This is a genomic window from Pseudomonas sp. GW822-FHT03F08 (assembly GCF_058801265.1).
In genome coordinates this window covers 367593-382475 of sequence record NZ_JBXANC010000005.1, presented here as the reverse complement: position 1 = coordinate 382475, position 14883 = coordinate 367593, and the positions used below count along the sequence as shown (strand labels likewise).

9 protein-coding genes and 1 other RNA gene are annotated in these 14883 nt (G+C 61.6%); 9 read left to right on the top strand and 1 reads right to left on the bottom strand.

The genetic code is table 11. The features are described from left to right. Positions 1-5: 5 nt before the first annotated feature. The 7 genes from AC1RME_RS15180 to AC1RME_RS15150 all read left to right on the top strand — a co-directional run bounded on the left by AC1RME_RS15180 (position 6) and on the right by AC1RME_RS15150 (position 11357). Positions 6-665 (top strand): GntR family transcriptional regulator, encoded by a 660-nt coding sequence (locus AC1RME_RS15180; protein ID WP_096822502.1) that lies wholly within the window; start codon positions 6-8, stop codon positions 663-665. 2 nt (positions 666-667) lie between these two features. Further along, a complete protein-coding gene (smc, locus tag AC1RME_RS15175; RefSeq protein ID WP_096822501.1) occupies positions 668-4156 on the top strand; it encodes a chromosome segregation protein SMC in 3489 nt (1162 codons plus the stop codon). A 259-nt stretch (positions 4157-4415) separates the two neighbouring features. Then, entirely contained in the window at positions 4416-5282 is an 867-nt protein-coding gene (zipA, locus tag AC1RME_RS15170; RefSeq protein WP_096822500.1) for a cell division protein ZipA, read from the top strand. An 86-nt stretch (positions 5283-5368) separates the two neighbouring features. Then, complete coding sequence (gene ligA, locus AC1RME_RS15165; protein ID WP_102622570.1) at positions 5369-7726, top strand: NAD-dependent DNA ligase LigA; 2358 nt, start codon at positions 5369-5371, stop codon at positions 7724-7726. A gap of 68 nt (positions 7727-7794) precedes the next feature. Continuing rightward, positions 7795-8961 carry a zinc-binding metallopeptidase family protein gene (locus tag AC1RME_RS15160; RefSeq protein ID WP_096822498.1) on the top strand — a complete coding sequence of 389 codons (1167 nt, stop codon included), beginning with the start codon at positions 7795-7797 and terminating at the stop codon, positions 8959-8961. A 111-nt stretch (positions 8962-9072) separates the two neighbouring features. After that, positions 9073-9169, top strand: an RNA gene (gene ffs, locus AC1RME_RS15155) — signal recognition particle sRNA small type. A gap of 232 nt (positions 9170-9401) precedes the next feature. Beyond that, positions 9402-11357, top strand: coding sequence for a hypothetical protein (locus AC1RME_RS15150; protein WP_096822497.1), 1956 nt, complete (start codon positions 9402-9404; stop codon positions 11355-11357). 22 nt (positions 11358-11379) lie between these two features. Here AC1RME_RS15150 and AC1RME_RS15145 read toward each other — a convergent pair whose 3' ends face one another. Then, complete coding sequence (locus tag AC1RME_RS15145; RefSeq protein ID WP_096822496.1) at positions 11380-12129, bottom strand: substrate-binding periplasmic protein; 750 nt, start codon at positions 12127-12129, stop codon at positions 11380-11382. 145 nt (positions 12130-12274) lie between these two features. Here AC1RME_RS15145 and dnaX point away from each other — a divergent pair, with 145 nt between their 5' ends. Then, positions 12275-14359: a DNA polymerase III subunit gamma/tau gene (gene dnaX / locus AC1RME_RS15140; RefSeq protein WP_096822495.1), complete on the top strand. Its 2085-nt coding sequence runs from the start codon at positions 12275-12277 to the stop codon at positions 14357-14359. 67 nt (positions 14360-14426) lie between these two features. Continuing rightward, the gene (locus tag AC1RME_RS15135) at positions 14427-14765 is read left to right on the top strand and encodes a YbaB/EbfC family nucleoid-associated protein (protein WP_007951650.1); all 339 of its coding nucleotides are present in this window, start codon (positions 14427-14429) and stop codon (positions 14763-14765) included. Positions 14766-14883 lie beyond the last annotated feature (118 nt).

Sequence of the window (14883 nt, the reverse complement as noted above, 5' to 3'; positions counted from 1 at the left end):
CAACCATGACGTTCAAGGCGCCGGACAGCCTCGCCGAGCAAATCGCTCACCACCTCGCCGAACGGATCATTCGCGGCGAAATGAAGCCGGGAGAGCGTATCCAGGAACAGAAGGTCACGCTGGCGCTGAACGTCAGCCGCGGCTCGGTCCGTGAAGCCTTGCTGATCCTCGAGCGCCGTCACCTGATCGCGATCCTGCCGCGTCGCGGCGCCCATGTCACTGAGCTTACGGCGCACAAGGTGCAGAGCCTGTGCACGTTGATGAGCGAGCTGTACATCCTGCTCGGCAACGCAGTGGCCAATGGCTGGCAAGTCCAGGCCGACATGGCGCCGTTCGTGCAGATCCAGCAGCGCCTGAGCGCCAGCTACGAGCGTCAGGACATCCGCACCTTCGTCGACGACAGCTTCAACGTGATGCGTGCCGCGTATCCGTTTGCCAACAACCCGTACCTGCAGGAAACCGTCGAGAACCTGCAACCGGCCATGAGCCGTGCGTACTTCCTCGCGCTGGAACAGCGCAAGGCCGAGATGAGCGAGTTCCTCGAACTGTTCGAACGCTTGCTGGCCGCCGTCCTCGCCCGTGACCTGCCGCAGATCCGCATCGTGCTGACGGCTTACGCCCAGCGCAGCTGCGATCTGGTGGTGTCCGCCCTGACGGTTGCCTGACCTTGCGGCTCAAGTGCATCAAACTGGCGGGGTTCAAATCCTTCGTCGACCCGACCACGGTGAACTTCCCCAGCAACATGGCGGCGGTCGTCGGGCCGAACGGTTGCGGCAAGTCGAACATCATCGACGCCGTGCGCTGGGTGATGGGCGAAAGCTCGGCGAAAAACCTGCGCGGCGAGTCGATGACCGACGTCATCTTCAACGGCTCGACCAGCCGCAAACCGGTGAGCCAGGCGAGTATCGAGCTGGTGTTCGACAACTCCGACGGCACGCTGCTGGGCGAGTGGGCTGCTTATGCGGAAATTTCGATCCGTCGCAAAGTGACCCGCGACAGCCAGACGACTTATTACCTCAACGGCGCCAAATGCCGTCGTCGCGACATCACCGACATCTTCCTCGGCACCGGCCTCGGCCCGCGCAGCTACTCGATCATCGAGCAGGGGATGATCTCCAAGCTGATCGAGTCCAAGCCCGAAGACCTGCGCAACTTCATCGAAGAAGCCGCCGGCATCTCCAAGTACAAAGAGCGCCGGCGCGAGACCGAAAACCGCATCCGCCGCACCCACGAAAACCTTGCCCGTCTGACCGACCTGCGCGAAGAACTCGAGCGCCAGCTCGAACGCTTGCACCGCCAGGCCGAGGCCGCCAAGAAGTATCAGGAATTCAAGGCCGAAGAGCGCCAGCTCAAGGCGCAACTGTCGGCCCTGCGCTGGCAGGATCTGAACGATCAGGTCGGCCAGCGCGAGTCGATCATCGGCAACCAGGAAATCAGCTTTGAAGCGCTGGTCGCCGAGCAACGCAACGCCGACGCCGCCATTGAACGCCTGCGCGACGGTCACCATGATTTGTCCGAGCGCTTCAATCTGGTGCAGGGGCGCTTCTATTCGGTCGGCGGCGACATCGCCCGGGTCGAGCAGAGCATCCAGCACGGCCAACAGCGCTTGCGCCAATTGCAGGACGACCTGAAAGAAGCCGAGCGCGCGCGCCTCGAAACCGAATCGCACCTGGGTCACGACCGCACCTTGCTGCTGACCCTCGGCGAAGAGCTCGATCAACTGACCCCTGAGCAGGAAATCACCAACGCCGCCGCCGAAGAAGCCGCCGCTGCGCTGGAAGATTCCGAAACCGTGATGCACGGCTGGCAGGAGCAGTGGGACACCTTCAACCTGACCGCCGCCGAACCGCGCCGTCAGGCCGAAGTGCAGCAGTCGCGGATCCAGCAGCTGGAAACCAGCATGGAGCGCCTGGCCGATCGGCAAAAGCGTCTGGGCGAAGAGCGGGCGTTGCTCTCGGCAGACCCTGAGGACGCGGCGATCATGGAACTCAGCGAACAGCTCGCCGAGTCCGAAGCCACCCTTGAAGATTTGCAGACCAGCGAAGAAGCCCAGGTCGAAAAACTCGAGCAACTGCGCCAGGAATTGCAGCAAGCGTTGACCGCGCAGCAGCAGGCGCAGGGCGATTTGCAGCGCCTCAACGGTCGCCTCGCCTCCCTCGAAGCCTTGCAGCAGGCCGCGCTCGATCCGGGCACCGGCACCGCCGAATGGCTGAAAGAACACAACCTCGCCGAACGTCCGCGTCTGGCCGAAGGCCTGAAGGTAGAGGCCGGTTGGGAGCTGGCGGTGGAAACCGTGCTCGGTGCCGACCTGCAAGCGGTGCTGGTGGATGATTTCGACGGCTTCGATCTGTCCGGTTTCGCTCAGGGCGATCTGCGTTTGCTCAGCCCCGGCAGTGACGGCGTGCGCGTGCCCGGCAGCCTGCTGGACAAGGTCGAGGCACAGGTGGATTTGTCGCCCTGGCTCGCTCAGGTCAAACCGGTCGACAGCCTTGAACAGGCGCTGGCCTTGCGCGGCCAACTGGCTGCCGGGCAGAGCCTGATCAGCCGCGACGGTTACTGGGTCGGCCGGCATTTTCTGCGGGTACGCCGCGCCAGCGAAGCCGAAAGCGGCATGCTCGCACGCGGGCAGGAAATCGAATCGTTGCATGCGGAACGCGAAGAGCGCGAAGCCACGGTCGAGGCCATGGAAACCCGTTTACAGACCCTGCGCGCGCAACAGCGTCAGCAGGAAAACGGTCGCGAACATTTGCGTCGTTTGCTGCAGGACGAAGCCCGTCAGCAAGGTGAATTGAAAGCTCAACTGTCCGCCGGCAAAGCCAAGGCCGAGCAGTTGACCCTGCGCCGTACCCGTCTCGATGACGAGTTGGTCGAGCTCGCCGAGCAGCGCGAGCTGGAACACGAAAATATCGGCGAAGCGCGGATCCAGTTGCAGGAGGCCCTCGACGCCATGGCCCTCGACACCGAGCAGCGCGAGTTGCTGCTGGCCCAGCGCGACAGCCTGCGCGAACGCCTCGACCGGGTGCGTCAGGAAGCGCGTCAGCACAAGGATCACGCCCATCAATTGGCCGTGCGCCTTGGCTCATTGCGCGCACAACACGATTCGACCCGCCAGGCCCTCGAGCGTCTGGAAATGCAGGCCGAGCGCCTCACCGAAAAACGTGAACAGCTCAGTCTGAATCTGGAGGAGGGCGAGGCGCCGCTGGAAGAGCTGCGCCTCAAGCTTGAAGAATTACTCGACAAGCGCATGAGCGTCGACGACGAACTCAAGACCGCGCAGATCGCCCTGGAAGACGCCGACCGCGAACTGCGCGACGCGGAAAAACGCCGGACCCAGGCCGAGCAGCAATCGCAATTGATCCGTGGCCAGCTCGAACAGCAACGCATGGAATGGCAAGCCCTGACCGTGCGCCGCAAGGCCCTGCAGGATCAACTGCTGGAAGACGGCTACGATTTGCACGGCGTGCTCAATACCCTGACCGCCGAGGCCAGCGAGAAGGAGGCCGAAGAAGAACTTGAGCGCATCGCCGCGCGCATTCAGCGCCTGGGCGCCATCAACCTCGCGGCGATCGACGAATACACGCAACAATCCGAGCGTAAACGTTATCTGGATGCACAGGACGCCGATCTGGTCGAAGCCCTGGAGACGCTGGAAAACGTCATCCGCAAGATCGACAAGGAAACCCGTAACCGTTTCAAAGATACCTTTGATCAGATCAATGGCGGTTTACAGGCGCTTTTCCCGAAAGTTTTCGGTGGCGGGCGCGCGTATTTGGAACTGACGGGCGAAGATCTACTCGATACAGGGGTGACGATCATGGCGCAGCCGCCCGGGAAGAAGAACAGCACCATCCATTTGCTGTCCGGCGGTGAAAAAGCCCTGACCGCACTGGCACTGGTTTTTGCGATATTCAAGTTGAACCCGGCGCCGTTCTGCATGCTCGATGAGGTTGACGCGCCACTGGATGACGCTAACGTTGGACGCTACGCACGATTGGTCAAAGAGATGTCGCAGACCGTGCAGTTCATCTATATCACCCACAACAAGATCGCCATGGAAATGGCCGAGCAGTTGATGGGTGTAACGATGCACGAGCCGGGGTGTTCGCGACTGGTAGCCGTGGATGTCGAGGAGGCGATGGCGATGGTGGATGCCTGAGCCGGCGCAGTGTCGGAAAGGTATTTGAAGGTTGTAGGACTTTTTTACCAGCTCCGACTTGCTGGCCAATCGACATATTCGCGCAAGCCAATGAGACAGACGGTGTAAAGTTGTCTTTGGTCGTGCTAGTTTAATGTCAATTTTTCGTATACGTGGGCAAAACGCCTGTCAGAACATAGAGTTGGCGCCACGTTTTAAAGCGGTTTGCACAGTGTAAACCCCTTATTTTTCAGCATTTTTTATAGAGGCACGGGATTACATGGAAATCGGTCTGCGCGAGTGGCTGATCGTCATCGGCATCATTGTGATAGCCGGTATTCTTTTCGATGGCTGGCGCCGTATGCGCGGCGGCAAGGGAAAACTGAAATTCCGTCTTGACCGAAGTCTGTCCAACCTGCCGGACGAGGACACCAGCGCTGAGCTGTTGGGCCCGGCCCGCGTACTGGACAACCATAAAGAGCCGCAACTGGACGAACACGACCTGCCATCGGTGAGCATGCCGGCCCGCGAAGCACGCGAGCCTCGCGAATCCGCTTCCAAGCGCGGCAAGCGCGGCAGCAACGGTCCGGCCCAAGGCGACCTGAACCTCGATCTGGACCTGGACGGCGGCCCGAGCTTCAGCAGCCGTGACGATGATTTCATCGAGCCGGTCGCCAAGGCGTCGCCGGCAGTTGCCGATAAAGATCAGCCGCAAGCCGAAGAAGTATTGGTCATCAGCGTGATCTGCCGCGACCCGGCCGGCTTCAAAGGCCCGGCACTGCTGCAGAACATTCTGGAAAGCGGTCTGCGTTTCGGCGAGATGGATATCTTCCACCGTCACGAAAGCATGGCCGGCAACGGCGAAGTGCTGTTCTCCATGGCCAACGCGGTCAAGCCGGGCATCTTCGATCTGGACGACATCGACCATTTCAGCACCCCGGCGGTGAGCTTCTTCCTCGGCCTGCCAGGCCCGCGTCATCCGAAGCAGGCCTTCGACGTGATGGTCGCGGCAGCACGCAAGCTGTCCCAGGAACTGAACGGCGAATTGAAAGATGACCAGCGCAGCGTCCTGACCGCGCAAACCATCGAGCACTACCGTCAGCGCATCGTCGAATTCGAACGTCGCGCCCTGACCCAGAAGCGTTGATTGAAAAGGTTGCCTCGCGATAAAGAGGCAATCGGCAAATAGATTGAGCAGCCTCGGCTGCTCTTTTGCTTTATGAGAGAACACCCATGACTGCCGCCGAAACCCGCATTCTAGAGCTGCGTGCTGAACTCGATCAGCACAACTACCGTTACCACGTCCTCGATGAGCCGAGTATTCCGGATGCCGAGTACGACCGGTTGTTCCACGAGCTCAAGGCGCTGGAAGCGGCCAACCCGGAACTGATCACCAGCGACTCGCCGACCCAGCGCGTTGGCAGCGTGGCGCTGACCGCATTCACCCAGGTGCGTCACGAAGTGCCGATGCTCAGCCTCGGCAACGCCTTCGAAGAAACCGACATGCGCGAGTTCGACCGCCGGGTAACCGAAGGTCTGGACCTGCCGGCCGGCGATCTGTTCGGTGGTGGTGCGGCGGTGGAATACAGCTGCGAGCCGAAACTCGATGGCCTGGCGGTCAGCCTGCTGTATCAGGACGGCGTGCTGGTACGCGGCGCCACGCGCGGCGACGGCACCACCGGCGAAGACATCAGCGTCAACGTGCGCACCGTGCGCAACATCCCGCTGAAGCTTCACGGCGAAGGCTGGCCGGCGACGTTGGAAGTGCGCGGTGAAGTGTTCATGTCCAAGGCCGGTTTCGAACGCCTGAACGCCTCGCAACTGGAAGTCGGCGGTAAGACCTTCGCCAACCCGCGCAACGCCGCCGCCGGTAGCCTGCGTCAGCTGGATTCAAAGATCACCGCCAACCGTCCGCTGGAATTCTGCTGCTACGGCATCGGCCAAGTCTCCAACGACATCGCCGACACTCACATTGGCAACCTCAAGCAACTGCAAGCCTGGGGCATGCCGATCAGCCACGAATTGAAACTGGCCAAGGGCATCGGCGAATGCCTGGATTACTACCGCGATATCGGTGAGCGTCGTAACTCGCTGGCCTATGAAATCGACGGCGTGGTGTTCAAGGTCAACAGCATTGCCGACCAGCGCGAACTGGGCTTCCGCGCCCGCGAGCCGCGCTGGGCCATCGCCCATAAATTCCCGGCCATGGAAGAACTCACCGAACTGCTCGATGTGGAATTCCAGGTCGGTCGCACCGGTGCGGTCACGCCTGTGGCGCGGTTGAAACCGGTCAAGGTTGCCGGCGTCACCGTGGCCAACGCCACGTTGCACAACATGGACGAAGTCGCCCGGCTGGGCCTGATGATCGGCGATACGGTGATCATTCGCCGCGCCGGTGATGTGATTCCGCAAGTGGTGCAAGTGGTCATCGAGCGCCGCCCGGAAGATGCGCGCCCCGTGCAAATCCCTGAGAGCTGTCCGGTCTGCGGCTCCCACGTCGAGCGCACGCAACTGGTCAAACGCAGCAAAGGCAAGGAGACCATCAGCGAAGGTGCGGTGTACCGCTGCGTCGGCCGACTGGCCTGCGGTGCGCAACTGAAGCAGGCGATCATTCACTTCGTTTCGCGACGCGCCATGGATATCGAAGGCCTCGGCGACAAGAGCGTCGAGCAGTTGGTGGACGAAGGTCTGGTCAGTTCGCCGGCCGATCTCTACGCGCTGAAGTTCGACGACATCGTCGATCTGGAAGGCTTTGCCGAGGTGTCGAGCAACAAGTTGCTGGCCGCCATCGAAGACAGCAAGAGGCCGGGTCTGGCGCGGTTCATCTATGCGCTGGGTATCCCGGATGTCGGCGAGGAGACGGCCAAGGTGCTGGCGCGCTCGCTGGGTTCGCTGGAGCGCGTCCAGCAAGCCTTGCCGCAAGTGCTGACGTACTTGCCGGACATCGGCCTGGAAGTGGCGCACGAGATTCACAGCTTCTTTGAAGATGCGCACAACCAGCAAGTAATCACCGAGCTGCTGGGCCACGGCTTGCAGATTCAGGATCAGGGCGAGTTGGGCGCCGAGTTTGCCGCGAGTACAACGCTGGGTGGCTTCCTCGACAAGTTGCACATTCCTTCGGTCGGGCCGGGCGGGGCGCAGAAGCTGGCGGACAAGTTCGAATCGCTGGAAGGGGTGATGAACGCTGACTGGCTGGACATGCGCCAGGCATTGCCGGAGAAACAGGCCAATTCGGTGCGTGAGTTTTTTGAATCGCCTGAACATCGGCAACTGGCTGAAAGCGCCGAGAAACAACTGCGCGATTTCGGCATGCACTGGCAGAGCGAGAAAAAAGTCGTCGAAGGCCTGCCACTGGCCGGCGAAACCTGGGTGCTGACCGGCAAGGTCGAGCTGATGAGCCGCGACGTCGCCAAGGAACACCTGGAAAGCCTCGGTGCCAAGGTCGCCGGTTCGGTGTCGGCCAAGACCCATTGTGTGGTCGCCGGGCCGGGCGCCGGGTCGAAACTGACCAAGGCCAACGAGCTGGGCGTGAAGGTGATGGATGAAGAGGCGTTTATCGCGTTCCTGAAAGGGCACGGTATTTCCGCCTGACGCAACGCGTGGGAACGATCAACTCGCGGGAATGATCTAGTCTTGGCAAGCCCCAGGGAGAGATCGCCATGTACCGCTTTTTCGAGCAGCTCAGTTCCCGCATCGTCGCGCCGTTCATGGGCGAATCTTCACGCAACAGCAAAGTCTGGCCGTGCCGTTGCGGCCAGTCGCTGTTCTTTCGCAACAGTCAGTGCCTGGCCTGCAACGCGGCGCTGGGTTATCAACCGGAACATAGTCGGCTGACGTCGCTGCAACCGGGGCCGTTTGAAGGCACCTGGACGCTGGATGCCGATCCCGAGGCCGGCCTGTTCCGGCGCTGCGCCAACCTCGATACCCCGGCGGCCTGTAACTGGCTGCTGCCCGCCAGCGATCACGACACCCTGTGCGCGGCTTGCGATCTGAATCGCACCATTCCCGATCTGTCCGTCCCGGAAAACCCCGAACGCTGGCGCAAGGTGGAAATCGCCAAGCGGCGACTGGTCGCACAACTGATCAGCCTCGGCCTGCCGGTCGTCCCGAAAGCCGTCGACGAAGACACCGGCCTGGCGTTCGATTTCATCGGTGTCGATCTGGAAGGCAACGCGCCGATGACCGGCCACGCCAACGGCCTGATCACCCTCGATATCGCAGAGGCCGACGACGCCCACCGCGAGCAGGTTCGGGCGCAGATGCACGAACCCTATCGCACGCTGCTCGGGCATTTTCGCCATGAGGTCGGGCATTACTACTGGGATCGGCTGATCGACAACGGCCCTTGGCTGGGTTCGTTCCGCAACCTGTTCGGCGACGAGCGCGCCAGTTATGCCGAGGCGCTGGAGCGGCATTATCAACAGGGCGCGCCGGCGGACTGGTCGCAGCATTACGTCAGTGCCTACGCCACCATGCACCCGTGGGAAGACTGGGCGGAAACGTGGGCGCATTACCTGCACATGATGGACGCGGTGGACACGGCGCTGGGCTTCGGCATGAGCGCCCGGGAGATGGACCTCGATTACCAGCCGTTTCCGTCGAGCACGCTGTACGACCCTGAGCATCCCGGCGGCGCGGCGTTCCTGTCGTTCGTCAACGCGTGGATCGAACTGGCCGGCATGCTCAACGAACTGTCGCGCAGCATGGGCCAGCCGGATTTCTATCCCTTTGTGCTGCCGCCTGCGGCGATCGCCAAGCTGCACTTCATTCATCTGGTGATCCAGCAAGAGGGCGGCCGGGCCGACGAGGTGCTTCAGGCGCAATAGCAAGTGCTTGAAGCCCTTCATATTTTTTATCTACAACCAGCGGTTGTAACTTCGTCTCAGATAGGTACAATGGCGCGGCTCGCCGACAGGTGAGCGTCGTTATGGTGACCCTATCGGTCCCCCCGCAACGATTACCCGTGAACCTGGTCAGAGCCGGAAGGCAGCAGCCACAGCGGGAACATTGTGTGCCGGGGTGTGGCTGGTAGGGTTACCACCTTAACGAGCATCGAACGATTCAACACCGAACTGCATGGGTTTCGCCCACTGCGGTTTTTTTATGCCTGCGATTTGGCGGTTCGTACCCAAACCCCCTGCTCGCGAGGGCGCCGACACGGGGTAATCATTTGCTCTTCAATCCCGCATACTCGCAGCCACCGAAATAAATGAAGAGTCTGGCCGGGATCGACCTTGTAAGGTCTGCACCCTGGCCGCGAGGTTTTATGCTCCCGGAACATTCCGATTTATCCAGCCCCGTGTTTTTGCCCGTCACGGATGAAACCTGCGCGAACCTGCTGCAGGCGAGTGGCGCCAAAGCCCTCGAAGCCCTGAGCGATCCCGAATTGGCGGCAGTGCTGGTCATCCAGAATCTGGTGCAAACGACAGAGCAGGATCTCGGCGCCGTGGCGGCAGAGAAGATTCTGGCCAAGCTCTTGTCTTGGGCTGCCGAAAAGCGGCAGTCAACAACGGCGGGCCTGCTGTCGGAAGCACAGCGGCTGTTCGATCCGCGCAAACTGTATTTCGGCCTGAAAGTTCTCAAACCACTGAACCTGCGTTTTCTGCTGGCCGAAGAAGTGTCCGCACGCGACTATTTGTTGCCCGATGGTCAGTGGGATTTCGAATACAAAGTCCGGCGCCACCGTAGCCATGACCCGTTCAGTCAACAGATCGTGACGCCCCGGCAGCGCGAGCGCTGGTTGAGCCCGGCGCAGGACAAACTGGTCAGGACCTTCCGCGCCAACCTGGATGAAGATCTCCACGTTCAAGGTTACGCAGGGATCGGCAAGAGCCATCTGCTGGTGGCCTTGCTGGAGCATCTACGCCCGGAAAAAACCCTGTTGCTGGCGCGCACCCCGGCCAAGCTTGAAGTCCTTCGCCAGCGCATGGTGGGGCCGAGCGAGAAGAAGGCCGGCAAGACCTTCCTGGCGTTTGCCCAGTCGCTGATGCTCGGTCGCAGGCCTGCGGCGGAGGGGGCTCGAATCCCGAGTCGACAGGCGCTGGCGCAGGAACTGAACATCTTCGGTTTCCGCCACCACGACGGGCAGGCGACCCTTGAGCTCTGCCTCAAAGTGATCGAGCGCTACTGCCGTTTCCGTGATCACACTTTTTCGGCGAAGCATCTACCGCATTTCAACCATCCGCTCTCCAGCGTGGACGCGCAGGTTTTACTGGAGTATTCGAGCCGGGTGTGGGGCTACCTTGAGCTCAACCCGGCGTGGGGCAGTCAGACCGGGTTCGAAGCGCTACTGATGATCAAGCGGGCCTGCATTGCCGGTTGCGTGGTGCCGGCGCGCTACACGCACGTGCTGATCGACGAGAGTCAGGACATTCCCGGCTCGCTGTTGCAGATCATCGAACGTGGCCGCCAGGTGTTGATCACCCTCGGCGACGAGTACCAGCAGGCCAGCGGCGTGCCGGTCAAGCGCCACCGCGAGGTCCGCCAGAGCGATATCAGCTATTCCGTGCGCTCGGGCCGCAACGTCGAAAAGCTGGTCAACCCGCTGATCGCCCGGCACTCGCAGAAGGGCAAGATTCCGTTCGAAGGCGCCAGTGATGCTGATGTCGTCATCAAGGAGTACCCGGAAGGTTTCGTACCGTCCGAAGGTTGCGTGGTGCTGACGGCATCGCCGTGGGACACCATGATCTGGGCCATCCACCTGCACGATTCCAACTGCAAGTTCAGATTCCCGGACAAGCGAACCCAGGATGATCTGAAGCATTTCATGGCTACGGCCATCGAATTGTTCAAACCGGATTTCTATCGCTCCGAATACAGCGAAAACGGCGTGCATCCGTACTTCAGTGACCTGTCTGACTGGCAAGCGGTGTGCGACGCCAATCAGTTCGACGAGTCGTTTCTGCGGGTCAAGGCCAAGCTGGAAAACGGCTTCATGATTGCCGACCTGACACGCCTGAACCGAATGATCGACAACGCTGACAACCATTGCATGTTGATGCTGGCGGAAGAGGCGGGGGGCATGGAGTTCGACAAGGTGCTGCTGACCCCCGGCCTGCTGACCAACCAGAAATTCAAGGATGCCTATGCGTTCGATCAGCGGATCTGCGCCGTGTACATCGCCATTTCCCGCGCCAGGCTGAAGCTTTACGTGCCGTACGATGTGGTTGCCTGGGTCGAGTATCACGAATATCAGAAATTCCGCGATACGGCGGGGCATTGAATATTCGGCTCACTGCGCAGGGTTATGGGGCGCCTTCTGAACCACCGGTATACAACCGGATAATGTCATCAATCTCCCCCGACATTTTCATCTGCAGCAACGTCCTCAATATCCGCTGCACCGGCACTTTCGGGTCGTTGCGGACGTAGCAGCCGACTTGCTGCTCCTGCAACACTGCCACCCCTCGCAGTTGCTGCCCCGGCAGCAGGCGCTGGTTGAACCAGTCCAGCGTCCATTGATTGCTCACGGCGTAGCGGTAACGGCCGGCCAGGAGTTTGTCCAGCACCTGTTCCTGATTGCGCGCGTCTTCGCGCCATAACCGGTCGGCGTCGAACAGCGGTTGCAGCGTGGGGTAGCTGTAGCCGAGCACGGTGCCGATCGATTGGCGGGGCAGGTGGGCCGGATCGACGCTGGAGGGTTGATCCTGGCGGCCGATCAGCAGGTCGCGCTGGAAGAATAGCGGGATACTCCAGATGTAATTCCCGGACAGGTTCGGCAGCCACGATTGCGAGGCATAACAGCGCACGTCGACTTCGCCGTGTTCCATGGCGTTTTGCACGCGGGTGCGGGGCAGGACGTGAAACTCCGCCGGCACGCCGACCTGGGTCGCCAGGCTGAGCATCATGTCGTAAAGGATGCCCTGGGTCGGGCGGCCGCGTTCGTATTGCGCCAGCGGCATCGCCCAGCTGTCGGCCATGGCGAAGCGCAGCGGCGGCTGCGCGGCCATCGCGTTCAGGCTGATTCCCAGTATTGCCCCCACGGCCCACCGCATAAATGCTCCGGTAATTCCCGTTCCCGTGCCGACAAAAGCCTCCGCCCATGCAGCTTAGCCAGAATAGAAGAGCGCACCGGATGCAATTTTGCCCTTGCTCCGCTAGCATTAGCCGCTTCTGCTTCCTTTGCCGCGACGGTTTTCGATGAGTTATCAGGTTCTTGCACGTAAATGGCGTCCGCGCTCGTTCCGCGAAATGGTCGGCCAGACCCATGTGCTCAAGGCTCTGATCAATGCCTTGGACAGCCAACGCCTGCACCACGCCTACCTGTTCACCGGGACGCGGGGCGTCGGCAAGACGACGATTGCGCGGATCATCGCCAAATGTCTGAACTGTGAAACAGGTATCACTTCAAGCCCGTGCGGCGAGTGTTCGGTGTGCCGCGAGATCGATGAAGGGCGCTTCGTCGACCTGATCGAGATCGACGCCGCGAGCCGGACCAAGGTCGAGGACACCCGCGAGCTGCTCGACAACGTGCAGTACGCCCCGAGCCGCGGGCGCTTCAAGGTCTACCTGATCGACGAAGTGCACATGCTCTCCAGCCATTCCTTCAATGCGCTGCTGAAAACCCTCGAAGAGCCGCCGCCCTACGTCAAGTTCATCCTGGCGACCACCGACCCGCAGAAACTTCCGGCAACGATTTTGTCGCGATGCCTGCAATTCTCGCTGAAGAACATGACCCCCGAGCGGGTGGTCGAGCATCTGACCCACGTTCTCGGCGCGGAAAACGTGCCGTTCGAAGACGACGCCCTGTGGCTGCTCGGCCGCGCGGCCGACGGTTCGATGCGCGACGCCATGAGCCTGACCGATCAGGCCATTGCCTTCGGTGAAGGCAAGGTGTTGGCCGCCGATGTGCGGGCAATGCTCGGTACGCTGGATCACGGCCAGGTCTATGACGTGTTGCATGCGCTGATCGAAGGTGACGCCAAGGCGTTGCTCGAAGCCGTGCGTCACCTGGCCGAACAAGGGCCGGACTGGAACGGCGTGCTCTCGGAAATTCTCAACGTGCTGCACCGCGTCGCCATCGCCCAGGCCTTGCCGGAAGGCGTCGACAACGGCCACGGCGACCGTGACCGGGTGCTGGCACTGGCCCAGGCCTTGCCGGCCGAAGACGTGCAGTTCTATTACCAGATGGGCCTGATCGGCCGCCGCGACTTGCCACTGGCGCCAGACCCGCGTGGCGGATTCGAAATGGTCCTGCTGCGGATGCTGGCCTTCCGGCCGGCGGATACGGCGGACGCCCCGAGGCAACCGCTAAAGCCAGTGGGGATCAGCCAGGCCACAGTTGATTCCGCAAACTCAGTGGCTGCCGCGCCGAAACCTGCGCCGGTAGTTGCTGCGGCTGTTGCGCCTGCTCCGGTGGTTGCACCTGCGCCAGCGCCTGTTCCCGAGCCCGCACCGGTTGCCCCGGTGATTGCGCCTGAACCCGTGCCTGAGCCGGAACCAGAGCCGGTCGCCGTCGAGGAAGTCGTCGATCTGCCGTGGAATGACCCGGTAGAACCGGCTCCTGTGCAACAGCCAGCGGTAGAACCGGTTCTGGAAACCACCGCCGAGCAGCCTGACCTGCCGCCGATGCCGCTGCCGACCCCGGACAGCGTCGTGCCCGATGCGCCGGAGTGGGCCGCCGCGCCGATCCCCGAGCCGTCGGTGGCCGAGGTCGATGCCGCCACGCCGGGCATGGATATGGACGACGAGCCGCCGCTCGACGAAGACTACATCGAGCCGGACATGGATTCGGCCTACAGTTACCTCGACGATCTGGCCAGCGAACACGCGGCCGATCCGGTCCCGGAGCCCGAGCCGGAACCCGCCGCCGCGCCGGCCACCGGTCTGGCCCTGCAATGGCTGGAGCTGTTCCCGAAACTGCCGATCTCCGGCATGACCGGCAGCATCGCCGCCAACTGCACGCTGATCGAGGTCGATGGCGACAACTGGCTGATGCACCTGGACCCGGCTCATAGCGCCTTGTTCAACGCCACCCAGCAGCGTCGGCTGAACGATGCGTTGAACCAGTACCACGGCCGCACGCTGAACCTGAGCATGGAGCTGATCAAGCCCGAGCAGGAAACCCCGGCCCAGGCTGCGTCCCGGCGCCGTGCCAACCGTCAGCGCGAGGCGGAGGAGTCGATCCACGGCGATCCGTTCATCCAGCAGATGGTGCAGCAGTTCGGTGCGGTCGTGCGACACGATACTATTGAACCTGTCGACGCCCTGGTCAGTCAGGGCTAATAACTGAAGGCGTTCGGCGCAAATCGCCGGACGTTGTATTGATCCAAGTACTTTTGAGGTGATTACCATGATGAAAGGTGGCATGGCCGGCCTGATGAAGCAGGCGCAGCAGATGCAGGAAAAAATGGCCAAGATGCAGGAAGAGCTGGCCAACGCAGAAGTCACCGGCAAGGCCGGCGGCGATCTGGTCACCGTGGTGATGACCGGTCGTCACGACGTGAAAAAAGTCAGCATCGACCCAAGCGTTCTGCCGGGCCTGGACGAAGACGACCGTGAAGTGGTCGAAGATCTGGTTGCCGCTGCCGTCAACGCTGCCGTGCGTCAGATCGAAGCCAACAGCCAGGCTAAGATGGGCAGCATGACCGCTGGCATGAACCTGCCGGCCGGTATGAAACTGCCGTTCTGATTCGCCTTTGCGGATTGGATGAGCTACAAAAAATGCCAGGCATCGCGCCTGGCATTTTTGTTTCTGGCTGAAGAAGCATCGAACGCGCAAAAGCCACCAAGGTCTGCTCCCTATACCC

Bases quoted from the DNA above. Each gene is read 5' to 3' on its own strand.
- dnaX (WP_096822495.1), top strand. From the start codon at position 12,275: ATGAGTTATCAGGTTCTTGCACGTAAATGGCGTCCGCGCTCGTTCCGC.
- ligA (WP_102622570.1), top strand. From the start codon at position 5,369: ATGACTGCCGCCGAAACCCGCATTCTAGAGCTGCGTGCTGAACTCGAT.
- AC1RME_RS15135 (WP_007951650.1), top strand. From the start codon at position 14,427: ATGATGAAAGGTGGCATGGCCGGCCTGATGAAGCAGGCGCAGCAGATG.
- AC1RME_RS15180 (WP_096822502.1), top strand. From the start codon at position 6: ATGACGTTCAAGGCGCCGGACAGCCTCGCCGAGCAAATCGCTCACCAC.
- AC1RME_RS15160 (WP_096822498.1), top strand. From the start codon at position 7,795: ATGTACCGCTTTTTCGAGCAGCTCAGTTCCCGCATCGTCGCGCCGTTC.
- AC1RME_RS15150 (WP_096822497.1), top strand. From the start codon at position 9,402: ATGCTCCCGGAACATTCCGATTTATCCAGCCCCGTGTTTTTGCCCGTC.
- zipA (WP_096822500.1), top strand. From the start codon at position 4,416: ATGGAAATCGGTCTGCGCGAGTGGCTGATCGTCATCGGCATCATTGTG.
- AC1RME_RS15145 (WP_096822496.1), bottom strand. From the start codon at position 12,129: ATGCGGTGGGCCGTGGGGGCAATACTGGGAATCAGCCTGAACGCGATG.